Source organism: Lacinutrix sp. Bg11-31 (assembly GCF_002831665.1).
Lineage (GTDB): Bacteria > Bacteroidota > Bacteroidia > Flavobacteriales > Flavobacteriaceae > Lacinutrix.
In genome coordinates, this window is record NZ_CP025118.1 from 114,821 (window position 1) to 138,076 (window position 23,256).

The 23,256-nt window shown below is 32.4% G+C and carries 21 protein-coding genes; 10 read left to right on the top strand and 11 right to left on the bottom strand.

The window, feature by feature from the left end; genetic code table 11:
• Nucleotides 1–34 precede the first annotated feature (34 nt).
• The 3 genes from CW733_RS00455 (at nucleotide 35) to CW733_RS00465 (ending at nucleotide 3,898) form a co-directional block, all read left to right on the top strand.
• A complete protein-coding gene (locus tag CW733_RS00455; RefSeq protein WP_100994687.1) occupies nucleotides 35–913 on the top strand; it encodes a PPK2 family polyphosphate kinase in 879 nt (292 codons plus the stop codon).
• A 136-nt stretch (nucleotides 914–1,049) separates the two neighbouring features.
• A complete protein-coding gene (locus tag CW733_RS00460; protein ID WP_100994689.1) occupies nucleotides 1,050–2,447 on the top strand; it encodes a M20/M25/M40 family metallo-hydrolase in 1,398 nt (465 codons plus the stop codon).
• Between the two features lie 80 nt (nucleotides 2,448–2,527).
• Nucleotides 2,528–3,898 (top strand): SusD/RagB family nutrient-binding outer membrane lipoprotein, encoded by a 1,371-nt coding sequence (locus CW733_RS00465; RefSeq protein ID WP_100994691.1) that lies wholly within the window; start codon nucleotides 2,528–2,530, stop codon nucleotides 3,896–3,898.
• A 358-nt stretch (nucleotides 3,899–4,256) separates the two neighbouring features.
• On the opposite strand, the gene CW733_RS00470 is transcribed toward CW733_RS00465, so the two are convergent.
• Nucleotides 4,257–4,784, bottom strand: coding sequence for a hypothetical protein (locus CW733_RS00470; RefSeq protein ID WP_100994693.1), 528 nt, complete (start codon nucleotides 4,782–4,784; stop codon nucleotides 4,257–4,259).
• Between the two features lie 202 nt (nucleotides 4,785–4,986).
• Complete coding sequence (gene lysA / locus CW733_RS00475; protein WP_100994695.1) at nucleotides 4,987–6,213, bottom strand: diaminopimelate decarboxylase; 1,227 nt, start codon at nucleotides 6,211–6,213, stop codon at nucleotides 4,987–4,989.
• A 237-nt stretch (nucleotides 6,214–6,450) separates the two neighbouring features.
• On the opposite strand from lysA, the gene sucC reads away from it, so the two are divergent.
• Nucleotides 6,451–7,641: an ADP-forming succinate--CoA ligase subunit beta gene (gene sucC / locus CW733_RS00480; RefSeq protein ID WP_100994697.1), complete on the top strand. Its 1,191-nt coding sequence runs from the start codon at nucleotides 6,451–6,453 to the stop codon at nucleotides 7,639–7,641.
• Between the two features lie 84 nt (nucleotides 7,642–7,725).
• On the opposite strand, the gene CW733_RS00485 is transcribed toward sucC, so the two are convergent.
• Nucleotides 7,726–8,049, bottom strand: a complete 324-nt coding sequence (locus tag CW733_RS00485; RefSeq protein WP_100994699.1) for a DUF1456 family protein — start codon at nucleotides 8,047–8,049, stop codon at nucleotides 7,726–7,728.
• Nucleotides 8,050–8,231: 182 nt separating this feature from the next.
• Here CW733_RS00485 and CW733_RS00490 point away from each other — a divergent pair, with 182 nt between their 5' ends.
• Nucleotides 8,232–8,633 (top strand): hypothetical protein, encoded by a 402-nt coding sequence (locus CW733_RS00490; protein ID WP_100994701.1) that lies wholly within the window; start codon nucleotides 8,232–8,234, stop codon nucleotides 8,631–8,633.
• A gap of 226 nt (nucleotides 8,634–8,859) precedes the next feature.
• Nucleotides 8,860–9,894, top strand: coding sequence for a serine hydrolase (locus CW733_RS00495; RefSeq protein WP_100994703.1), 1,035 nt, complete (start codon nucleotides 8,860–8,862; stop codon nucleotides 9,892–9,894).
• 211 nt (nucleotides 9,895–10,105) lie between these two features.
• Here the strand turns inward: CW733_RS00495 and uvrB are convergent, their stop codons facing one another.
• Nucleotides 10,106–12,106, bottom strand: a complete 2,001-nt coding sequence (gene uvrB, locus CW733_RS00500; protein ID WP_100994705.1) for an excinuclease ABC subunit UvrB — start codon at nucleotides 12,104–12,106, stop codon at nucleotides 10,106–10,108.
• 321 nt (nucleotides 12,107–12,427) lie between these two features.
• Nucleotides 12,428–13,270 carry a peptidylprolyl isomerase gene (locus CW733_RS00505; RefSeq protein ID WP_100994707.1) on the bottom strand — a complete coding sequence of 281 codons (843 nt, stop codon included), beginning with the start codon at nucleotides 13,268–13,270 and terminating at the stop codon, nucleotides 12,428–12,430.
• A 208-nt stretch (nucleotides 13,271–13,478) separates the two neighbouring features.
• Between CW733_RS00505 and CW733_RS00510 the strand changes: the two genes are divergently transcribed.
• From CW733_RS00510 to CW733_RS00525, 4 genes are all read left to right on the top strand, one after another.
• Nucleotides 13,479–14,801 carry a DEAD/DEAH box helicase gene (locus tag CW733_RS00510; RefSeq protein WP_100994709.1) on the top strand — a complete coding sequence of 441 codons (1,323 nt, stop codon included), beginning with the start codon at nucleotides 13,479–13,481 and terminating at the stop codon, nucleotides 14,799–14,801.
• 1 nt (nucleotide 14,802) lies between these two features.
• On the top strand, nucleotides 14,803–15,012 hold the full coding sequence (locus tag CW733_RS00515) for a DUF6500 family protein (RefSeq protein ID WP_100994711.1): 210 nt from the start codon (nucleotides 14,803–14,805) through the stop codon (nucleotides 15,010–15,012).
• A gap of 82 nt (nucleotides 15,013–15,094) precedes the next feature.
• Entirely contained in the window at nucleotides 15,095–15,322 is a 228-nt protein-coding gene (locus tag CW733_RS00520) for a VF530 family DNA-binding protein (protein WP_100994713.1), read from the top strand.
• 167 nt (nucleotides 15,323–15,489) lie between these two features.
• Nucleotides 15,490–18,480 carry a T9SS type A sorting domain-containing protein gene (locus tag CW733_RS00525; RefSeq protein WP_100994715.1) on the top strand — a complete coding sequence of 997 codons (2,991 nt, stop codon included), beginning with the start codon at nucleotides 15,490–15,492 and terminating at the stop codon, nucleotides 18,478–18,480.
• 338 nt (nucleotides 18,481–18,818) lie between these two features.
• On the opposite strand, the gene CW733_RS00530 is transcribed toward CW733_RS00525, so the two are convergent.
• The 6 genes from CW733_RS00530 to trpB form a co-directional block, all read right to left on the bottom strand.
• Entirely contained in the window at nucleotides 18,819–19,484 is a 666-nt protein-coding gene (locus CW733_RS00530) for a hypothetical protein (RefSeq protein WP_100994717.1), read from the bottom strand.
• A gap of 104 nt (nucleotides 19,485–19,588) precedes the next feature.
• Complete coding sequence (locus CW733_RS00535) at nucleotides 19,589–20,050, bottom strand: tRNA (cytidine(34)-2'-O)-methyltransferase (protein ID WP_100994719.1); 462 nt, start codon at nucleotides 20,048–20,050, stop codon at nucleotides 19,589–19,591.
• On the bottom strand, nucleotides 20,040–20,264 hold the full coding sequence (locus CW733_RS00540) for a hypothetical protein (protein WP_100994721.1): 225 nt from the start codon (nucleotides 20,262–20,264) through the stop codon (nucleotides 20,040–20,042). The genes CW733_RS00535 and CW733_RS00540 overlap by 11 nt, the downstream gene beginning before the upstream one ends.
• A gap of 4 nt (nucleotides 20,265–20,268) precedes the next feature.
• Complete coding sequence (locus tag CW733_RS00545; protein WP_100994723.1) at nucleotides 20,269–20,733, bottom strand: GNAT family N-acetyltransferase; 465 nt, start codon at nucleotides 20,731–20,733, stop codon at nucleotides 20,269–20,271.
• Nucleotides 20,734–20,741: 8 nt separating this feature from the next.
• Complete coding sequence (gene trpA / locus CW733_RS00550) at nucleotides 20,742–21,506, bottom strand: tryptophan synthase subunit alpha (RefSeq protein WP_100994725.1); 765 nt, start codon at nucleotides 21,504–21,506, stop codon at nucleotides 20,742–20,744.
• A gap of 535 nt (nucleotides 21,507–22,041) precedes the next feature.
• Nucleotides 22,042–23,223 carry a tryptophan synthase subunit beta gene (gene trpB, locus CW733_RS00555; protein WP_100994726.1) on the bottom strand — a complete coding sequence of 394 codons (1,182 nt, stop codon included), beginning with the start codon at nucleotides 23,221–23,223 and terminating at the stop codon, nucleotides 22,042–22,044.
• Nucleotides 23,224–23,256 lie beyond the last annotated feature (33 nt).

The window sequence follows — 23,256 nt, forward strand, 5'->3', positions numbered from 1 at the left end:
AATCTTCATTATATTTAATGCATATTTATAATTCATGAAGAAAATCACAATAGCAGACCATAAAATAATATCAAAAATTAAGTTGTCTAACTTACCATCAATTCTAGACTTAGAAACAAATGATGACGATATTAAAAAGGAACTAAAAAAAGTTAGAAAAAAATTAGGGAAACTTCAAGACACGCTTTATGCACATGGGAAGTATTCTATTTTAGTATGTTTACAAGGCATGGATACCTCTGGAAAAGACAGCCTAATTCGTGAAGTTTTTAAAGATTTCAATGCACGCGGTGTTGAGGTTATGAGTTTTAAAGTACCAACAGAGTTAGAGTTAAAACATGATTATTTATGGAGACACTATTTAGCTTTGCCTGCGAGAGGAAAGTTTGGTGTTCATAATCGTACACACTACGAAAATGTATTAGTAACACGCGTACATCCTAATTATATTTTAGGAGAAAAACTACCAAATATTCATTCTGTAGAAGACGTAAATGATAAATTTTGGGATACACGCTTCAACCAAATAAATAATTTCGAAAAACATCTGGCCGAAAACGGAACCCTAATCTTCAAGTTCTTCATGAACCTCTCAAAAGACGAACAAAAACGTAGATTATTACGTCGTTTAGACCTAAAACAAAAAAACTGGAAGTTCTCAGCAGGCGATTTAAAAGAACGTAAACTTTGGGATAATTATATGGATTGCTACCAAGACGCCATCAATAGAACTAGTAAAGAACACGCGCCATGGTTTAATATTCCAGCAGATAATAAACCAGCAGCAAGATTAGCAGTCGCAACTATTTTGTACAATACATTAAAAGAGTATAAAGACATTAAAGAACCAGAATTAGACGACAAAACAAAGGCTAATCTGCATTTATATAAAGAACAATTAAATAACGAGTAACCAATTCCTGTGCAGGCAGGAACCTTATAAATAATATTTTGGGCGTTACCACAAGGGTCGCGCTTTCACTACTCGCTCTTTTTGCGAAAAGCAAAAAGGAGCTCAAACAAACCGTTTAATCGCTAACGCACTCACCATGAAACTAAAATTCTTAATAGCAGTTCTTTTCTTATCAGCAAACGTGTTTGCACAAAACGATAAAGAAACCGTAAAAACCATTTATAGTCAATCGTTAACAAATGGGCAGTCTTACCAATGGCTAGATTATTTGTCAAACCAAATAGGAGGAAGATTGTCAGGTTCTGTAAATGCAGAAAAAGCAGTGCAATACACAAAGTTAGAACTAGAAAAACTAGGTTTAGATAAAGTATGGCTTCAAGAAGTTATGGTGCCTAAATGGGAACGTGGCGAAAAAGAAGTTGGTTATTTCGAAACCTCTGGAAAAAAATTTAATGTAAATATTTGTGCACTTGGAGGATCAGTAGCAACTGCATCAACAGGATTAAAAGCGAAAGTAATAGAAGTAAAAAGTTTCGAAGAATTAGCAGCACTTGGAACTAGCGTAAAAGGAAGAATAGTATTTTTTAATGGCGCTTTAAATCCAGAACTAATACACACATTCGAAGCTTATGGAGGGTGTTCAAAACAACGTTATGCAGGAGCTTACGAAGCAGGGAAACTTGGTGCAGTTGGTGTAATTGTACGTTCTTTAAATTTACGTCAGGACAATTTGCCACACACAGGAAGTATGGGATATTTAGATTTACCTAACAACCAACGCGTACCTTCTGCAGCAATAAGTACTAACGATTCTAATGCGCTTTCAGAAGCCTTAAAAAAGGATGCAAACTTAGAATTCTACTTCAAACAAAGTTGCGAGCAATTTGAAGACGTATTATCTTATAACGTTATTGGTGAAATTACTGGTAGCGAATTCCCTAACGAATATATGGTAGTTGGTGGACATTTAGATTCTTGGGATCTTGGAGACGGTTCGCATGATGATGGAGCAGGAGTAGTACAATCTATGGATGTTGTAAGATTGTTAAAAGAAAGCGGTATAAAACCAAAACGTACCATTCGTGTTGTCCTTTTCATGAACGAAGAAAATGGATTACGTGGAGGTAAAAAATATGCTGAAGAAGCAAAACGTAAAAATGAAAATCATGTATTTGCACTAGAAAGCGACTCAGGAGGTTTTTCACCAAGAGGTTTTAGTTTCGATTGTAGCGATGCTAACCTAAATAAAGTATTAAGTTGGGAACCATTATTTAAACCCTATTTAATTCACTATTTCGAAAAAGGATATAGTGGAGCAGATATAGGCCCTTTAAAAAACGATAATATTGTTTTAGCAGGATTACGTCCAGATTCTCAGCGTTATTTCGATCATCATCATGCAGCAAACGATACTTTCGATGCTGTTAATAAAAGAGAACTTGAGCTTGGTGCAGCAACCATGACGAGTTTAATTTATCTCTTCGATAAATACGGAACAACTACTATTTCAGATAAAAAAGAAATAAAAGATTAAGAATTTGTAAGAAAAACACGCAACCTTTTAACTTTTTTTGCATCTAATAATAAATTGCTAACCAACAAAATTATTAGATTATGAAAAAGAAACTAACATTTGTTTTTGCAACAACACTTTTACTATTTACATTTTTTGCTTGTAATAGTGACGACGATGTCAACAACCAAGAAGAAACAGTAAATATAGTAACAGAAGAAAATTTACCAGATATTATAAGAGCGCTATCCAATACAAATTATAGAGTTGAAGCTAGTGGAGATATGGGTATTGCTTGGTCTCAACAAATACAAAAACTTCAATATAATGATGAAACAAGATACATACCCAGACAAGGAGAGGTTGATAATATTTGGAGTAGCTTATATTCTAGAATAGATGATATAGAAGCACTTATTAATTATGCAGAAGCAAATGATAATGACAACTTAAAAGCAACAGCTTTAGTTTTAAAAGTTTACACTTTTGCATTAATAACAGATTTGTTTGGAGATGTACCATATTTTGAGGCTTCTATCAGTGATACTCCTGCATATGATTTACAAGAAACAATATATGGAGAGTTAATTTCTACATTAGAGCAATCTAATCAACTCTTTAATACAACAGATGTTATTAACTCTAATTTTGATGTGCTTTATCAAGGAGACGCTAACAAATGGAAACGTTTCTCAAATTCATTAAAATTTAAAATTTTAATGAGAGCATCTAATAATCTTTCTGTTAATGCACAGTTACAAGAACTTATAGATAATGGTAATTTATTTAATGCTAACACAGAGGAAGCTAAATATAATTATTCTGGAATAGGAGATGATAAAAACCCAATACATGAGACTATTGTTGAGGGAGAAAGACACGAGTACAGATCAAGTGCAGTTTTGTTTTCTCATTTAAATAATGGTTTAGATCCAAGAACATCAAAAATGATTGGTTTAAACCAAAATGGCGAGTATGTTTTTGGAGGATTTGATGGTTTAATATCACCTATAGCAGAACTCTACTTAAGAGCCGATGCTCCAGGTTATTTTTTGTCGTATTCTGAGTTAGAATTCTTAATAACAGAAGCTGCTTATAAAGGATACATTAATGTACCAGTTGAATCTCACTATAACGCAGGTGTTATGGCTTCGTTTAAAGCAAATGAGTTAACTAATGATGAAGCCTTAAGTTTTTTATCAACTAATCCATACGATTCTTCAAATGCATTAGAACAAATAGGTATTCAAAAATACTTAGCATTATTTTGCCAAGGTTTCGAAGCTTGGACAGAGTATCGAAGAACTGGATTCCCAGAATTAATACCACCAGTGGATGCTGTTCTTGATCAAGTTCCATCGCGTTTAAACTACCCAATTTTTGAGCAGACTACTAATACAGTTAATTATAACCAAGCAGTTTTGTCTCAAGGAGAAGATAATTTAATAACACCATTATGGTGGCAAGAGTAGTAAATAAGTATAATGTTAAAATAAAAATAAAAAAGAGGCATTGCCTCTTTTTTATTTTTATAGCTTTATTATATTATAATTTGAGGTCACTAACCTCAATAATTATTTGTTTCTAGTTACTTTAGCGAATGCTCAAGAAACCAAAAAAGAGCTTACGTATTACGAATTTCCAAAGGATATAGAAAAATTTATATCAAGAACAATTGCAGCAAAACAAGCAGAAAATACTTTAAGAACGAGCAATGGTATTTGGCATTGTTAGGAACTGGCTTTGTTTTGAGGCGTTATAGAAAAACTCTATAAACCCCTACGATGAATTGTTTTAATGGAACGGTTAAAAAATAGTTTGTTTCAAAACCTATAATTCATCAATAGCATCAATTTCTTCTAAAGACATTTTTTTGTTTTCTATCTCTTGAATATCATTCATTAGTTCAGCGTTATTCCAATACCCAAATTCTTCAACAATTTTACCTTTGTTAAATTGGTAGGTAATATGCACAGGAATAACAATGCCTTTATTGTTATCTTTTAAATTACCTTTCCATAATCCCCAAAAATTGACCCATTTTTTGCCGTTATTGTCTTCAATCATTTCATACTCTCTGCTATCATCTTCATAAGCTCGAGTTGACATATAGCTATCATTTTTAGTAAAAAAAGCTTCTAAATCTTTAGCGCTTAAAACGTTTTTTCTTGTGTTGTAATAAACTTTTGCAGTATCTGCATAGTTCATGGCTAAACTATCCCAATTGTGTACATCGTAAAAAGCGATGGTTTGTTTTACAATTTCAATTTCTGGGGAATCTTGAGTGTAACGCTGTGTTGTATTCTTACAATTAAAGAGGAGCAAGCTTACACTTACTAATAAAATCAATTTTTTCATAATTTAAGATTTAGTAATTAAATAAATTAACCAATTATGGTTTAGACTTAACGCAGCTTTTGTAGGTAAATAATTTTTAATGATAAATAATTACAAACTAGCGCATTACTAAAGATAATTAAAAAAAATAAGATTACCAATACGATAATAACATTAGAATTTGAACAAATAAATAGCACTTCAATTTAAGTGCTATTTATAGTTATGCTTTTTCTTTTTTAGGTTTTAGATCTATTTTAATTTGATTATTTATTATATCATCAAAAGTTTCTCGCTTTCTTATTAAATGTGCTTCTCCATTATGCCAAAGCACTTCTGCAGGACGATAACGAGAATTATAATTACTAGCCATAGAATAGCAATAAGCTCCAGCATTTTTAAAGGCTAAAATATCACCTTCATTAATTTCAGAAATACGTCTATTATTTGCAAACGTATCTGTTTCGCATATATAACCAACCACACTGTAAAAACGTTCACGTCCTTTAGGATTAGAAATGTTTTCAATTTCATGTTGAGAACCATATAACATTGGACGTATTAAATGATTAAATCCAGAATCTATTTGTGCAAAAACAGTAGAAGTGGTTTGTTTTACCACATTAACTTTTGCTAAAAACAGTCCAGCTTCGCTTACTAAAAACTTTCCTGGCTCAAAGGCTAAGGTTAATTCTTTTCCGTATTCCTTACAAAACTCATTAAAACGAGTGGATAATTTTTCTCCAAACTCTTCAATATTAGTTTCAATATCTCCAGGCTTGTATGGTACTTTAAAACCAGACCCAAAATCTATAAACTCTAAATTTTTAAAGTTTTTTGCAGTTTCAAAAAGTATTTCACTTGCATAGATAAAAACATCTATATCTAAAATATCGCTCCCAGTATGCATGTGTATTCCGTTTATATTCATGTTTGTATTTTCAACAATACGCAGAATATGTGGAATTTGATGTATTGAAATACCAAATTTACTGTCTATATGTCCTACAGAAATGTTAGTATTTCCACCAGCCATAACATGTGGATTTATACGAATACACACAGGGATATCTGGATGTTTTGTGCCAAATTGCTCAAGTATCGATAGATTATCAATATTTATTTGGCAACCTAATATGGCTGCTTGCTCTATTTCTTCAAGAGAGACACCATTAGGTGTAAAAATAATATGTTCAGCTTTAAAACCAGCAGCTAAGCCTAATTGTACCTCTTGAATAGAAACAGTATCTAGCCCTGCTCCAAGAGATTTCATCAATTTTAAAATAGAAATATTCGAAAGTGCCTTTACGGCATAATTTATTTTTACCTTTTTTACAGACTTAAAAGCAGACGTTAAACGTTTGTATTGTTGCGAAATGATTTCAGAATTATATACATAGACAGGACTTCCAAAGTCTTTTGCTATTTTAAGTAATTGCGTATTGGTCATAAATTATTTTTTTATCAAAGATATTTGTTTGTTTAAATTAATAAATTTTTACAACAAAATATTACATATTTAAACAGTTTGTTAATTATTTAACAAAATTAAAAAAGTAATAGTTCTTGATATTGTATTTTCATAATTAAATATTAGGGTAAGTTATTGTGATTATTTACTTTTGTAGCACTAAAATTTAATAGACTTTCTGTTTAAGCAGAAATTTAAATAAATCCATTAATAAAGATGAATTTACACGAATATCAAGGAAAAGAATTATTAAGCAGCTTTGGCGTACGTATTCAACGTGGTATTGTTGCTCAAAATGCTGATGAAGCAGTAGCTGCAGCAAAAAAATTAACCGAAGATACTGGAACAGGTTGGCACGTAATAAAAGCACAGGTTCACGCAGGTGGTCGTGGTAAAGGTGGTGGTGTTAAGTTGGCTAAAAACTTAGACGAAGTTAAATCTATCGCTGGAGATATTATAGGAATGGATTTGGTAACACCTCAAACTTCGGCAGAAGGAAAGCGTGTACACCAAGTTTTAGTATGTGAGGATGTATATTATCCTGGAGATTCTGAGCCAGAAGAATATTATATGTCTGTTTTATTAAACAGAGGAACTGGGCGTAACATGATTATGTATTCTACAGAAGGTGGAATGGATATTGAAACAGTTGCAGAAGAGACTCCACATTTAATTTTTAACGAAGAAATAGATCCTGCAACAGGAATTTTACCTTTTCAAGCACGTAAAATTGCTTTTAACTTAGGTTTATCTGGAGCAGCTTTTAAAGACATGACAAAATTTGTAACGTCTTTATATACAGCTTACGTAAAATCGGATTCTGCTTTATTTGAAATCAATCCTGTTTTAAAAACAAGTGACGATAAAATAATGGCTGTAGATGCTAAAGTAACTTTAGATGCTAGTGCATTATATAGACATAAAGATTTAGCAGCAATGCGCGATTTACGTGAAGAAAACGCAATTGAAGTAGAAGCAGGTGAGCAAGGACTTAACTATGTAGACCTTGACGGAAACGTAGGTTGTATGGTAAATGGTGCTGGTTTAGCAATGGCAACTATGGATTTAATTAAGCAAGCAGGTGGTGAGCCAGCTAACTTTTTAGATGTTGGTGGTACTGCAGATGCTGCAAGAGTAGAAATTGCATTCGAGCTTATTTTAAGAGATCCAGCTGTAAAAGCTATTTTAATTAACATTTTTGGTGGTATCGTGCGTTGCGATCGTGTTGCTCAAGGTGTAATTGATGCTTATAAAAACATGGGTAACATTAGCGTGCCAATTATTGTACGTTTACAAGGTACTAATGCAGATATTGCTAAAAAATTAATTGATGATTCTGGACTTGATGTAATGAGTGCTACAGAATTTCAAGAAGCAGCAGATAAAGTACAAGCTGTATTAGCATAAATATATTTACTATAAGGTTCTTGTATCGAGTTAAGTTCAATACCTAACTTTTATAAATATTACATAAAACAAGAAAGAGCAACGTTAATCGTTGCTCTTTCTTTTTGGTTTATTAAAATTCTTCTTATTACTTAAAGGATTAGGTTTTACTTTCCTTGCAGCTTCTTTTTTAGGTTCCTCACCTTTCTTTGGCATTGGTCCACGAAGATGAATAATCAATCCATTTAGAAAATTTCTTAATATTTGATCACCACATTCTACATAATTAGGGTGGTCTTCTTTTCTAAAAAAAGCACTTAGCTCTGTTTTAGCAATTCTAAAATCTACTAAATCTAATATTGCAATAATATCAGTATCTCTTAGTTTGTGCGCAACTCTTAGCTTTTTTAAGATATCATTATTTGTCATGCTGTAATGTGTTTATAATTAGTGTTTTAAATGCTGTTTTGTGCGTTTTATTCTTTAGATAATTGATAAACAGCGTTTAAAATCGGTGTAAAACTACTCATTTTTCGACAAGCTACGTACTTTCTACGATTATAAATTGCCATTATTATGTAATTTTATAAAAAGAAAAATTATTCCTTATTATGCCTAACAAAGTCGAAAAACTAAGTTTGCTGTCTGAAATGATAGCGTTTGCTAAAGCAGATAAAAACTTAAAGAGATTAGAGTATAACTTCCTCTTAGGTATCTCTAAACAATTAAATGTTTCTCGAGAAGATTTCGACTATTTAATTGAGCACCCTATAAATTATGAGAACCTTAAATCTCATAGCGAACGTATAGTACAGTTTCATCGTCTAGTTTTATTAACACATATAGATAAAGAGCGTACACGTAGTGAAGAAGTAAAATTATATAATTATGGTTTACGAATGGGATTAAATCATGAGTCCATTACAAAAGTATTGTATTTAATGGATGGTTTCCCAAATATGATGGTTCCTGCAGAAGTTTTAATCGATATTTTTAAGGTACAGTATAATTAAGTGAAACTCTAAATTGAAAAGCCTTTTGGTGCATTCAATTTAGCTAGTTGAACTTATTCCTGCGAAGGCAGGAATCTCATGTTTTAAGAGCCTTTTATAACTTGACTTTTTCATTTTTTTTCGCTAACTTCGATTATCGTCTGATATAAAACATTAAAACAATTTTATATCAACGAAACATTATGAGCAATTAGTGTATTTAAAAAAAACATTCCCTTGAAATAGAATGACAAAAAAACAAACAAAACGAATACTCAGAATAGTATTTATTATTGCAAGTATATTTTCTTTGTGGTTCGTACCATGGATTTTGGTAAAAGCTTGGATATTACCACTACCTGATACTGTTGAAGAACAAGTAAATAGGGCAATTGATTATGGGTTTGATGGAATGATTGTTTATGTAGACGAAGCAGGTAAACCGCCAGCATTTTATACAAGTGGTTGGAAAGACCGAAAAAACAAAATACCTACCGACTCTCAAGCCTTATTCAATATTGGCAGTATCAGCAAGCTATATGTCGCTGTTGCTATCACAAAATTAGTAAAAGACAAACATTTATCTTTAGATAAAACGCTGGCTGATTACTTTCCAGAACTTGTGGGTAGAATTGAAAATGCAGAAAAAATTACTCTGAGGTTGATGATAAAACATCGGAGTGGTATACCAAATTATACAGATTATGGTTATTGGGATAATCCACCGAAAAGTCATAAAGAAACCCTTGAATTGGCACTTGATTTGCCAGCCAATTTTAAGCCAGGTGAAGATTATGGTTATTCAAACACGAATTATTTATTGCTTCGGAAACTCATGGACAAGGTCTTAGGTTATAGCCGTAACCAATATATTAAGGAGAAAATTTTGACACCACTCGAGCTAAACAATACATTCAATTCCCTTAATGAAGTAAATATAGACGATATTATGAGTGGATATCATGTTGGCTATGAATCCGATTTAAAAACGGAATATGGTGGAATGTTTGCTACAGCAGAAGATGTTGGCATTTTTTTAAGAGCACTAAACGATGGTTCAGTGTTTGATGAAGGCGAACAAGAAATCTATTCTTCGATTTATGTGTACAAACATTCGGGGTGGGTTCTTGGATATCAGAGTTTTTCCGAATATTATGAAGATATTGATACTGTTGTTGTTCAGTTTAATAACACAACCGACTCTAAACTATATATGTGGAATTTGGCAGAAATAGTATATACCCGAATAGTAAAAATAATTAGAAATAAAAAAATCTCATAACAACGTGTGTAAAACATAGCTAATAAGAGTTTGACCCATAGGTACGTGTATATTTACAAAGACCGCCAAATTTTTAAATTTGGCTTTTAAGATTGATAAGTTAAAAACAAAATATAAAAATTCGGCTCTGTGTTAACCCGAAAAGTTAGTGTCTTTTTACGAGCTACGTTTCATACACGAACACGATAATCGAACCTCTACCAAAAACATACTATTTCAAAGTTTCTAACTTCCCTTGATAACTTTTAATTTCGTCACGTAATTTTGCAGCAACAATAAAATCTAAAGCTTTTGCTGCTTGCTCCATAACTTTACGTTTTTCACGTATTTTCTTTTCTAATTCACCTTTAGTTAAATATTCGCTTTCTGGTTCTGCAGCACGTGCAGCTTCCAATTCGTAGCTATAAGTACTTACAGAGTTTTTACCTAAAGCACTATCTAAACTTTTGTTTAGGGCTTTTGGTACCATGTTATTTTCTGTATTGTAAGCTATTTGTTTTTCGCGTCTATATTCGGTTTCATCAATAGTTTTCTGCATACTTTTGGTAATCTTATCTGCATACATAATGGCTTTACCATTTAAGTTTCTTGCAGCTCTACCAACGGTTTGTGTTAATGATCTTGCCGAACGTAAAAAGCCTTCTTTATCTGCATCTAAAATAGCAACTAAAGACACTTCTGGTAAATCTAAACCTTCACGCAATAAGTTTACACCAACCAAAACATCGTAAATACCTTTACGTAAATCTTGCATAATTTGTACGCGCTCTAAAGTATCTACATCACTATGTATGTAATTAACACGAATAGAAATTCGGCTTAAATATTTGGTTAATTCTTCGGCCATACGTTTGGTTAACGTGGTAACTAAAGTACGTTCGTCTTTCTCGATACGTTGTTGTATTTCTTCAATTAAATCATCTATCTGGTTTAAGCTTGGTCGTACTTCAATAATAGGATCTAGTAAACCTGTTGGTCTAATAACTTGCTCTACATAAACACCATCGGTTTTTTGAAGCTCGTAATCTGCAGGCGTTGCACTTACGTACAATACTTGGTTTTGCAAAGATTCAAACTCTTCAAATTTTAAAGGCCTATTATCCATTGCAGCAGGTAATCTAAAACCATAATCGACTAGGTTTACTTTTCGGCTGTAATCACCTCCATACATAGCATGCACTTGTGAGATCGTTACATGACTTTCGTCTACAACCATTAAATAATCGTCTGGAAAATAATCTAATAAGCAGAAAGGTCGTGTGCCTGGCATTCTACCATCAAGGTAGCGAGAGTAATTTTCAATACCAGAGCAGTAACCAAGTTCGCGAATCATTTCAAGATCGAACTCTGTACGTTCTTTAAGTCTTTTGGATTCTAAATGCTTGCCAATTTCTTTAAAGTAATCATACTGTTTTACTAAATCGTCTTGAATACTTTTTATGGCACCTTGCAAAATATCTGGAGAGGTTACAAACATGTTTGCAGGATAGATGTTTAGTCTTTCGTACTCCTCAATAACCTTGTTGGTTTGTATATCGAATTGTTCTATTAATTCTATTTCGTCTCCAAAAAAATGAACTCTAAAAGCATTGTCTGCATAACTTGGGAATATATCTACAGTATCTCCTTTTATTCTAAAATTACCGTGTCTAAAATCTGCTTCGGTACGCGAATACAAACTTTGTACTAGTTGATGCAATAGTTTTGTACGCGAAATTTGCTGATCGCGTTCTATAGAAATTACATTTTTTTGAAACTCTACAGGATTTCCAATACCATACAAACAAGAAACCGATGCTATTACAATAACATCGCGACGACCAGAGAGTAGAGAAGAGGTTGTGCTTAAGCGCATTTTCTCAATCTCCTCGTTAATAGATAAATCTTTTTCTATATAAACACCAGAAGTTGGTATGTAGGCTTCTGGTTGGTAATAATCGTAATAAGACACAAAATACTCCACAGCATTTTCAGGAAAAAACTGTTTAAACTCACTGTATAATTGTGCAGCTAAAGTTTTATTGTGAGCTAGTACTAATGTTGGTCTTTGTGTTTGTTCAATAACATTAGCAACTGTAAATGTTTTTCCAGAACCTGTAACACCAAGTAAAGTTTGGTATCTCTCATTAGAGTTTAAGCCGTTCACCAATTTTTTTATTGCTGAAGGCTGATCTCCTGTTGGACTAAATTCTGATTGTATTTTGAATTGCATAATTTGTGTTATTCCTGTTTTTTTTGCCTTCCTTTAGATAAACTTTGGTTGGAATCTTTATTTAGCGATACTATATTTTATAGATAAGTGTTTTATAAATCTTCTATTTCGAAGGAATGATAAAAAACAAAATTACGGAATAAAAAAGAGTTTTGTTTTAATGAAGCGTTAAGAATATTGGACATAAAATATACGCTATAAGAATACTCGTAACTGTATTAAAAATAGCAAAGTATATATTGTAGATTTTCCCATATAAGCCAAAACTTAGGGATAAGCTTCACATGATTTTGGACGCAGTTTTAATTTTATTCTTGCGTTTTAATTTATGACCTTTATCGATTGTATTCTCACATCTTTTAAGGGCCTAGCTAAATCATTTGTAGGAACACTTGCTATTGAATCTAATACGTTCATTCCTTTTATTAACTGACCAAAAACGGTGTAATCTTGATCTAAATGCGGTGTGCCTCCAATAGATTTGTAGACTTCACGTTGCTTTTCTGGAATAATATAGGATTTAAAATTTTTGTCATTATTAGCAATACTCAAGATGCTATCCATTAATAAATTGTAACGTTCCTTTAATACATCGTAATGGTCACTTGCATATTGTATAGAATCAATTAAAGGCTTTTTTCTAATATCATTTTTAAAATATGCTCTAGCCTTTTTTTTATTGATACGGTTTTCAGCTAGACTTAAAAGGCTATCATTAAATTTTTTTCCTTGCACAATATAAAAGTGCATAGCGCTTGAAGACTTTTTAGGATTATCTTCTCTAGCAGCAGCGAGTGCTCCTTTTTTGTGAAATAATTCTTTACGGAATTCTGCATTTACCAAATATGGAGCATCTCCATTTCCGAGTGTGTCTTTTGGTTGCGCATTTTTACTTTCTGGGTCTCCAGTCTGGATCATAAATTCATTTATAATTCTATGAAAAAGTAAACTGTCGTAAGCTTTGTTATTTGCAAGATTAACGATGTTATCTCGATGCAATGGTGTGCTATTGTAAAGTTCGAAAACCATCGATCCGTAATTTGTTATTATTTCAATTTTCTTACGTTTTTCTTCTTTAATTTTTAATGTATCTGTTGGCTGCTTGCATTTAAAGAATGAAAGAATAAGTAATGTTAGGAGAGAAAATTTAAGGAAGTATTTCATTTTTGTTTTTTTTTTTTTTTACCAACAGCGTCCAATGTAGCAACAGTTAGTTTAAACTCGAAGTTCGCCTATTTTTTTTACAAAGCCAAGTCTATAAAACACAAACATTCCTTAATTAATCTACTATAGCATAAAATAGCAGTACCTTTGCAGCAAAATAAAGAAGTGACCTACAATTAAGATAGCGTTTGCTTCATAAACACTATTTATGTCATTCAAATTATTAGGCCTTTCTGAGCCAATACTAAAAGCAATTAGTAAAAAAGGATACGATACTCCATCACCTATTCAAGCAAAAGCAATTCCACCTATTTTAGATGGTTACGATGTTTTGGCCTCTGCACAAACAGGAACAGGAAAAACAGCTGGTTTTACTTTACCAATGCTGCACATATTAAGCGAAAACCCTAAAGAAAAATTTAGACCAATTCGTGCGTTGGTATTAACACCAACAAGAGAATTAGCAGCACAAGTATATGCTAATGTTAAAGAGTACAGTGAGTTTTTAAATTTAAGAAGTACTGTTATTTTTGGTGGTGTAAACCAAAAACCTCAAGTAGCAAATATTAGAAATGGAGTAGATGTTTTGGTAGCAACACCAGGACGTTTGTTAGATTTATGTAATCAAGGCGCAATTTCTTTAAAGCGCGTTGAAATATTTGTTTTAGATGAAGCAGATAGAATGCTTGATATGGGTTTTTTGCGCGATATAGAACGCGTAATGAAACTAATGCCAGATAAAAGACAAAATCTAATGTTCTCGGCAACGTTTTCTAAAGAAATTAAAAAGCTAGCTTTTACTATTCTAAACAATCCAGTACAAGTAGAAGCAACTCCAGAAAATACAGCAGTAGAAGCGATTACTCAAAAAGTATATCGCGTAGCGAAAGCGCATAAAACAGGATTAATAATTAAACTTATTTCTGAAGGGAATTGGAAACAAGTATTAGTTTTTACACGTACTAAACATGGAGCTAATAACCTAACTAAAAAATTAATAGGTTCTGGTATTTCAGCAGCAGCTATTCATGGAAATAAAAGTCAAGGAGCAAGAACTAAAGCCTTAAAAGGTTTTAAAGATGGAACTGTTCGTGTTATGGTTGCTACAGATATTGCTGCGCGTGGATTAGATATTCCATTATTACCACACGTTATAAACTTCGAGATTCCTAATATCTCTGAAGATTACGTACATAGAATTGGTAGAACAGGTAGAGCAGGAGCTAAAGGAGAAGCTATTTCTCTAGTAAGTGCAGACGAAACTACTTTTTTAAGAGATATACAAAAACTTATTGGTGAAAAATTACCAGTTGAAATTATGGAAGGTTTCGAGCCAGATCCAAATGCTTCAACTACACCTATAAAGCCAGGTCAAAATAGACAACCCAGAAATAGCAAGCCTAAAGCAAAAGGTTCTGGAGATAAATCTAAAGGGAATTCTAACTCTGAAAATGGAGGTGGAAGAAACCGTAGTAAAAATAAAAGTAGAGGTTCTAGTAGCGATAGGCGTTCTAGTAGTTCAAGAAGTTAAAATGACTCAAGCATTAAAAGATAAAATAATAGAAGTTTGCGATACCAAAATTGCACAAAAAGGAGATAATGTTGGTCTTTCTGTTTATGCTTTTTTTAAAAACAAAAATGATAATCCTAAGTTATTAATGGAAGCTGCTACTTGGTGGATAGAAACACACCAATTAGATCATTTTGAAAAGGCTGTGAAAATTAAAAAGATGATTCAATAGATTTTTTATCACATTGAGTATAGTTGAAGTTTAATGCAGACTTTAACTATACTCAAACAGATAAAATAAAATTTAAAACTACATGGAAACTCAAAAAAACAACCCACTTCATGGCATAAAGTTAGAGCAAATTGTAACCGATTTACAAGCATATTATGGTTGGGAATATTTGGGTTACAACATAAAAATTAAGTGCTTTACAGATAATCCTACAATAAAATCGAGTTTGAAATTTTTAAGACGCATGCCTTGGGCTAGAACTAAGGTTGAAAACTTATACTTAGAGTATTTAAAGAAAAATAAGAAATAACTGTAAATTATCTTCTAAACAAATCTATTTAGTTAATGGTTTTTTTAGAAATAATGCATTTGGTCTGCTAACTTTACCTTTTAACGAATTCGCTTGTTTTTTAAGATTTAAAAAGTAGTGTATAATACGTTTTCAATCTATTTTTGCCAGAAAAATTTAAAATAGATATGTTTTTCCCTAAAGCTCTATCGATAGTATTACTTTTTTTCTGTGTTATACCTTTTAATATTATAAATGCACAAACCGGTCCTGGAGGAGTTGGTACTAATGATGGAACGTCAGATTTAATTATTTGGTACCGTCCAGACAATGGTGTTGTAACAACAGGAACCAGTATTAATAGTTGGGCAAATTCGGCTGGAATTTCTGCTTTTAATTTAAGTGAAACAGGATCCACGAGACCAACATTAGTTTCTAATATTGTTAATGGCTATGATGAAATTAGTTTTAATGGAATCAATAGATTAAGAACAGGTCTTACACTAACTACAGCAAACTTTATTACTAATCAAGCAACTTCTATAATTGTTGCTAAGTCAGATAACACTACACAAACGTCTAGTCTTTATAGTACAGATCCTTTGGTAGGCTCTACTCGTTTTTCTAGTCATATTCCTTGGAGTGGAACAGTTTATTTCGACATAGGTACATGTTGTAATACTACAGCGAGAATACAAGTAGGAAGTTTAACAGGATTAAATGACTACTCAATATGGTCTTATAATGCAAATCCTACAACAGGAAAGCAGTTATATAGGAATTCAGATTTATTACAAGATAGAGCAGGCTCATCTAATTATACTTCTCATGCTTCTCAACGCTTTAATGTTGGAGGTTATACTTCTGGTACAAATGGTTTTGTTGGAGATTTAACAGAGCTTGTAGTATTTAAATCTACTATTAATACAGCTCAACGTATTATAATAGATAATTATTTAGCAGCAAAATACGATAGAGCATTAGCCTCAAACGATATTTATACACATGATAACACAGCAAATGGTAATTTCGATCATGATGTTGCAGGTATTGGTCAAGCGTTAGACGGCTCAAGCCATACAGACTCACGTGGTACAGGTATTGTTAGAGTAAGCAATCCAAATAATTTAAATGATGATGAGTTTTTGTTTTGGGGAGAAGAAACAAAAGATCCTACTTATAATTTTAGTACAAACACAAATAATTATACAGAGCAGTTAAACTCAAGATGGAGAGTAGGAAGAAAAGATAATGTTGGAAGAGTAGACGTTTCTTTCGATGTAAGTAGTTTTGATCTATCTGGAAAACAAAGTTGTGTCCCTTTACAATTAGTTGTAGATAATAATTATAATTTTTCTTCACCAGATGATGTCTACGATTTAACAATAGTAGGTACAACTGCTACTGCTACAAATGTTAGATTACGTAATAACCATTACTTTACACTACGTTATACAGATCAAATTGTATGGGATGGGACTAATTTTTATAATGGTTCTGGAACAGCAAACGCACCAGATAATACTAATGCGTGTTTAAAACTTACAGTTAAGTCTGGAATTGATGCTGTTTTAACCGCTAACGCACATGTTAGGGAAGTAGAAGTAGAAAGCGGTGGAACATTAGAGGTTAGTAATGGTTTTTTATTAGAAGTAGAAAACGGTATAGTTAATAACGGTATAATAGACCTTTTAGGTGAAGCACAGCTTATTCAAAACCATGCGGGAACGACATTAAATTCTGGCTCAGGAAGTTTAAAAATTAGACAACAAGGTACATCGAATTTATATAATTATAATTATTGGAGTGCACCAGTAAACAGAGGAGGCACATGGCAAATTGGGTATTTAGAAGATGCTAATGGAGTTGTTAATTTTACTGGAGGTTACGATGCGAATCCAGCAACCTCACCAGTAACATTAAGTAACTATTGGTTATACGATTATAATGCGGTTTCTGGTGAATATTCAGGGTGGAACTTTTTAACGCCTTCAACAGGCTTAACTCCAGGAAGAGGATATTCTATGAAAGGATCTGGCGTTTCTGGATCAGAACAGGAATACGTATTTAAAGGCATTGCAAATGATGGTGATTATTCTTATCCTGTAGTAGCTGGCAATGATTTTTTATTAGGAAATCCTTATACTTCTGCTTTAAATGCAGACCAGTTTATTAATGATAACTTATCCATAATTGATGGGACATTATATTTTTGGGAACATTTTATAACCAATAATAGTCATGTGTATGCTAATTACGAAGGTGGTTATGCTACTTATAATCTAATGTTAGGTCTTCCTGCAGTTGCAGGTTTAGTAAGTAACAACGGAACTGCTTCTAAACCTAAGGCAACAGTAAACATTGCTATTGGACAAGCCTTTTTTGTTACCATGGAAAACGCAGGTACTTTAGTTTTTAATAATCAACAACGCTCATTTGCAAAAGAGTATTTAAATGAAGCTGTATTTTATAAAACTTCTAACTCAAATACAATTTCGACAATAGATGATAGAACTAAATTTTGGTTTTCATTTACTAGTCCTTCACAATACAAAAGAGTTATTGGGTTAGGTTACGATTTAGATAATGCGACTTATAATTATGATAATGGATATGATGCAAAGGCTTATAATGATCAACCTAATGAGTTATATTGGGTTCAAGAGGATTCTAAATTAGCGATTCAAGCTTTAGCTCAAGTTAATATTCAAGACGAATTACCACTTGGAGTAAAGGTTACAGATGTAGGTTTATTTACAATTAGTATTTCTGAAATGGAAAATGTTCCAGATGGCCTTTCGGTTTATATAAAAGATAGCATGCTAAACACTTATCACAACCTTATGGAAAGCGATTTTGTAACTTACTTAGATTCTGGAGTAAACGAAGAACGCTTTAGTGTTGTTTTTCAAGATGGAAATACACTATCTGTTGAAGAGGAAGCATTAAATGGAATATCTTTAATTTATGATTCTGCTTCAAAAAACATTAAAATTTTAAATACAGAAAATGCTCAGTTAAAAGAGCTATTTGTTTTTAATACTCTTGGTCAACAAGTTTTAACTCAGAAAAAAGAAGTGCAAACTGAAACTAATATGAGCCCATTTTCAGATGGATTGTATATTGTTAAAATTATAACAGATAAAGGCACTAAAACAGTTAAGTTTATAAAACATTAATTTTAAGCTTAATAGTTTTAAGAGTTTCCTTTAAAAATAAAAAAATGCCTTAGAATTATCTAAGGCATTTTTGCTTTAATAGCAATACTGTTATTTCTTCTCTTTTTTCTTCTTTTTAGATTTCTCTAAAGAAATAGAAACACTAGAAGTTGTATTCATTTTCTCAAATGCTTTTTTTTGTTTTTTTTTCTTGAGCAGTTGCTAAAATTACAGAGAAAAGATCAAGTGTGAAAAGGCCTAATTTTATTATTTTAGTTAATTATAGCTAGACTATTAATTTTTAATTTGGTTTAATAATGATTGAAATATTTATTTAAAAAATAAATTAGTAGCGAGTATTAATCTTCATCGTCTTCCTCAAACTCTACTACATTTACATCAAACTCAGCATTTGTAAATTCATCACGACTCATCCAGTATTCTGAAGTAATTAGTGTGTATGAAGTTTCTCCTGTATATTTTAAATCCCAAATAATACTTTCGGCTTCATTAAAAGCTTCTTTACCATCTAAAGCATCATGAAACAAACGCTTTATTACATTGCTGTTTGCTAGTGTAGCATTTAAAACTTTCAAGACAACCTCTTTAGAGATGTCTTTATTAGGTGTGATTTCGAATTCTACAATAGTGGCTTTGGCACTAGGAAAAGTACCGTTAAAGGCTTTGTAAAGTAGTTGGTTGATGTTAAATAACTGATGGTGTAGAGAGATGTCTGCATATTCTTCAGAAATTTTATCTAAAAGCATTTCATGCGAAATCTGTTCTATTTGATTTTCGTTTAATTTATCAGATAATTTGTAGTCTAGAATAATAGCTGCAGCTTCCTCAGGTTCGAAATCTGAAATGGCCATAAAGAGTAATTCTATTAATTCTTTTTCTGAAGTATTCTCTCCAGAATCTTCGAAACCAAATTTGTCTAATAATTGCACGTAATCTGCCTTAGACCATGCGTTTTCAAGTGCGTCAATAGTTTTTACACTGTTTATTATAATGTGGTATTTCATTGTATTTTATTTATAAAAATATAATACAAATTGAGCGTTTTACCACAAGATTTTGGTTAAATAAAACATAAATTAGTTATTCGTCTTTGTGTTTTTTACTGATTTTATTTTAAACTACTTAGCTGTCTTAAACCTTCGTAAGTAACAATGCTTACGGCATTTGCTAAATTTAAACTACGTACATGCTCACTATAAAGTGGGATTTTAAATAATTTATCAGGATTGTTTTCTGTTATAGATTTGGAGAGTCCTTTAGACTCTTTTCCAAAGACTAAAAACAAATCATCTTCAAATTCAATATCCCAATGGTCTTTTGTACCATGACTAGAAAGAAACACCATTTTTTTGTTTTCATTTTTATTGAAAAAATCGGCAACACTGTCATAATAATACAAATTAAGATGTTGCCAATAATCCAATCCAGCACGTTTTAGTCGTGCATCTGTAATTTCAAATCCAAACGGTTTTACTAAGTGTAGATTAGAACCAGAAGCTAAAGCTAATCTTCCAATATTTCCAGTGTTGTTTGGTATTTCGGGTTCTATTAAAACAATATTAAGCGCCATTTTTTTTGAAGAATTTTAGAATTATTATACGAATTAAAAGAACCCAAGGAAAGCCATGAAGTACTACATCGAACCAGTCTTTAATTCGCATGCCATTTCCTCCTCCAAAAATCCATTTTAGCTTTCCCCAAAGATGAGGTTCTGGTAAAAAAGGAGCTAAGCCTAAAGTAAGGCATAATAGCAAAGTAATTTTGAGGTCGTTAAGTATTTTCATTGGTTTATTTTAGATGTATTTTCATTTCAATCATATGCTTTTTAAAACCATTGTTTTCATAGGCTTTTAAAGCTGAAGTATTGTCATTATAAACCTCTAAACGAGCTTCTAAAATGTTTTTAGAAACAGACCACTTTTTAAGTTGTGCTATTGTTTCTTGAATAATACCTTGTCCTCTAAACTCAGGATTAACATACATAAATCCCATATAAGAGTATTCGGTATTTTTATGATAGTGTTTTGCTTGCACAATTTTAGCATAGCCACAGGTTATAATTACCTTATTAAAGCTGCCTACAATAAGCTGAGCTTTACTAGATGTTATTAGGTAGTCTAAATCATAATAAGTGCAGCTGTCTTTTAAATTAGAATCGAAAGGACGCTCGTAAGCAATTAGTTCTTGCTCGAAATCTAAAAGTGTTGGGATGTCTTCTAGAGTTGCTGCTCTGTATATAATATTGTCCTTCATAATTTGGTCTATTTTAAAATAGTATCTACAAAAGAATCTATTTTATCTGTTCCGTTTTTAGATAAGTGTTTAATAAAAGCACTACCAATAATAGCACCTTTTGCATATTCTGTAGCTTGTGAGAATGTTTTATTATCTGAAATACCGAAACCTACAATTTGCGGATTTTTTAATTTCATGTCTGCAATACGTTTAAAATATGCCGTTTGTTCTTCTCCAAAACCAGAATTACTTCCTGTTACACTTGCACTACTTACCATGTAAATAAATCCGTTAGAAATAGAATCGATAAAGTTTATACGCTCTACACTTGTTTGTGGTGTAATTAAAAACACGTTTATTAATCCGTATTTTTCGAAAGTAGCTTTGTATTGGTCGTTATAAACATCGACAGGTAAATCTGGAATAATTAAACCGTCGATACCAATTTCTTGACACTTTTTACAAAAGGCTTCTACTCCATATTGAAGCATTGGATTAAAATAACCCATTATAATTAATGGGATAGAAACGGTTTTACGAATGTCTTTTAGTTGATTAAAAAGAACATCGGTTGTCATTCCGTTTTTTAGAGCTTGTGTAGAACTGGCTTGTATTGTTGGTCCATCTGCTAAAGGATCGCTAAATGGTAGACCAATTTCTATCATATCTGTTCCATTTTTTTCAAGGTTTTCTATTATTGAAACAGTATCGTTTAAATTAGGATAACCTGCCGAAAAGTAGATGCTTAATAGCTTTTTGTTTTCTTTTAGTTTTTGGTTTATTCTGTTCATTTTAAAATGAATTTATTTTGTAATTGCGTAATTGAATACGTAATCTAATTAAATTTTATTTACGTTCATTTTGCCTTGATGCAAAATCCTTAGACTACGCTCAGGATAAACTAAGCAAAAAAAATCACGGACAAGCAAAGGGATTTTTAGTTTTTTAAACTGAAACCGATTCGAAAACTCCGCGTCGCACAGACCAAAAAAGTCTGCACTCCTGTTTTCGGAGCTTTTCTTTATCTATTCTTCGTCTTGTCGTTCAATTCTATGAATTGATTTAGGACTTTTATTTTATTAAATTATTGTTCGTCCTATGTTGTTTTCTTTTTTTATTTTTGCTCACTGCTCACTGCTCACTGCTCACTGCTCACTGCTCACTGCTCACTGCTCACTGCTCACTGCTCACTGCTCACTGCTCACTTCTCACTTCTCACTTCTCACTTCTCACTTCTCACTGCGTTAAGGATTGAAAGGTTTGTTTGAGCTCCTCGCAGAGAGCGAGCCTTGAAAGCCTGACCCTTGCGGTAACGCCCAAATAATTTTATAGATTGAAATAGTCTATATAATTTTGTAAGTCTTTGTCTCCACGACCAGAAAGACTTAAAACAACAACGTCTTCTGGTTTAAATTTTTTCTGTTCGAAAACGGCTAATGCATGCGAACTTTCTATGGCTGGAATAATACCTTCTAGCTTAGATAATTCTAATCCTGCATTCATGGCTTGATCGTCTGTTATTGAAATAAATTCTGCACGACCTGTTTTATATAAATGTGCGTGCATTGGACCAATACCAGGATAATCTAAACCTGCAGAAATAGAGTATGGTTCTGTAATTTGTCCGTCGCCAGTTTGCATTAACAACGTTTTGCTACCATGTATAACGCCTTCTTTACCAAGTGCAGATGTTGCCGCGCTTTCTCCAGAATGAACACCTTTTCCGGCAGCTTCTACTGCTATTAACTTTACGTCTGTATTTTCTAAATAATGATAAAAAGCACCAGCAGCATTACTACCACCACCAACGCAAGCTATTACGTAATCTGGCGTGGTTTTGCCTTCTTTTTCTTGTAATTGCCATTGCATCTCTTCGGATACGACTGCTTGAAAACGAGCAACCATATCTGGATAAGGATGAGGTCCTACAACACTACCAATAATGTAATGGGTGTTTACAGGATTGTTAATCCAGTCTCTTATGGCTTCGTTAGTGGCATCTTTTAATGTACGACTTCCTGATAACGCAGGAACTACGGTTGCACCTAACATTTTCATTCTTGCAACGTTTGGAGCTTGACGTGCAATATCAATTTCGCCCATGTAAACAATACATTCTAAGCCCATAAGTGCACAAACAGTTGCTGTTGCAACTCCGTGTTGTCCAGCTCCAGTTTCGGCAATAATTCGTTTTTTGCCTAAACGCTGCGCCATTAGAATTTGACCAATAGTATTGTTTATTTTATGTGCTCCTGTATGGTTTAAATCTTCTCGTTTTAAGTAGATTTTTGTATTGTATTTTTCGCTTAACCTTTTAGCTAAGTAGAGTGGAGAAGGGCGTCCAACGTAATCTTTTAATAACTGATCAAACTCTTCTTTAAAAGAAGGTTCTGCCATTATTTTAAGATAGTTTTGGCGTAATTCTTCAACATTTGGATAGAGCATTTCTGGAATGTATGCGCCTCCAAATTCTCCGTAATATCCTTTGTCGTTAATATTGTATGTCATGTGTTTTCTGTAAATAATGGATTCCGATATTTG

Bases quoted from the DNA above. Each gene is read 5' to 3' on its own strand.
- CW733_RS00455 (WP_100994687.1), top strand. From the start codon at position 35: ATGAAGAAAATCACAATAGCAGACCATAAAATAATATCAAAAATTAAG.
- CW733_RS00460 (WP_100994689.1), top strand. From the start codon at position 1,050: ATGAAACTAAAATTCTTAATAGCAGTTCTTTTCTTATCAGCAAACGTG.
- CW733_RS00465 (WP_100994691.1), top strand. From the start codon at position 2,528: ATGAAAAAGAAACTAACATTTGTTTTTGCAACAACACTTTTACTATTT.
- CW733_RS00470 (WP_100994693.1), bottom strand. From the start codon at position 4,784: ATGAAAAAATTGATTTTATTAGTAAGTGTAAGCTTGCTCCTCTTTAAT.
- lysA (WP_100994695.1), bottom strand. From the start codon at position 6,213: ATGACCAATACGCAATTACTTAAAATAGCAAAAGACTTTGGAAGTCCT.
- sucC (WP_100994697.1), top strand. From the start codon at position 6,451: ATGAATTTACACGAATATCAAGGAAAAGAATTATTAAGCAGCTTTGGC.
- CW733_RS00485 (WP_100994699.1), bottom strand. From the start codon at position 8,049: ATGACAAATAATGATATCTTAAAAAAGCTAAGAGTTGCGCACAAACTA.
- CW733_RS00490 (WP_100994701.1), top strand. From the start codon at position 8,232: ATGCCTAACAAAGTCGAAAAACTAAGTTTGCTGTCTGAAATGATAGCG.
- CW733_RS00495 (WP_100994703.1), top strand. From the start codon at position 8,860: ATGACAAAAAAACAAACAAAACGAATACTCAGAATAGTATTTATTATT.
- uvrB (WP_100994705.1), bottom strand. From the start codon at position 12,106: ATGCAATTCAAAATACAATCAGAATTTAGTCCAACAGGAGATCAGCCT.
- CW733_RS00505 (WP_100994707.1), bottom strand. From the start codon at position 13,270: ATGAAATACTTCCTTAAATTTTCTCTCCTAACATTACTTATTCTTTCA.
- CW733_RS00510 (WP_100994709.1), top strand. From the start codon at position 13,479: ATGTCATTCAAATTATTAGGCCTTTCTGAGCCAATACTAAAAGCAATT.
- CW733_RS00515 (WP_100994711.1), top strand. From the start codon at position 14,803: ATGACTCAAGCATTAAAAGATAAAATAATAGAAGTTTGCGATACCAAA.
- CW733_RS00520 (WP_100994713.1), top strand. From the start codon at position 15,095: ATGGAAACTCAAAAAAACAACCCACTTCATGGCATAAAGTTAGAGCAA.
- CW733_RS00525 (WP_100994715.1), top strand. From the start codon at position 15,490: ATGTTTTTCCCTAAAGCTCTATCGATAGTATTACTTTTTTTCTGTGTT.
- CW733_RS00530 (WP_100994717.1), bottom strand. From the start codon at position 19,484: ATGAAATACCACATTATAATAAACAGTGTAAAAACTATTGACGCACTT.
- CW733_RS00535 (WP_100994719.1), bottom strand. From the start codon at position 20,050: ATGGCGCTTAATATTGTTTTAATAGAACCCGAAATACCAAACAACACT.
- CW733_RS00540 (WP_100994721.1), bottom strand. From the start codon at position 20,264: ATGAAAATACTTAACGACCTCAAAATTACTTTGCTATTATGCCTTACT.
- CW733_RS00545 (WP_100994723.1), bottom strand. From the start codon at position 20,733: ATGAAGGACAATATTATATACAGAGCAGCAACTCTAGAAGACATCCCA.
- trpA (WP_100994725.1), bottom strand. From the start codon at position 21,506: ATGAACAGAATAAACCAAAAACTAAAAGAAAACAAAAAGCTATTAAGC.
- trpB (WP_100994726.1), bottom strand. From the start codon at position 23,223: ATGACATACAATATTAACGACAAAGGATATTACGGAGAATTTGGAGGC.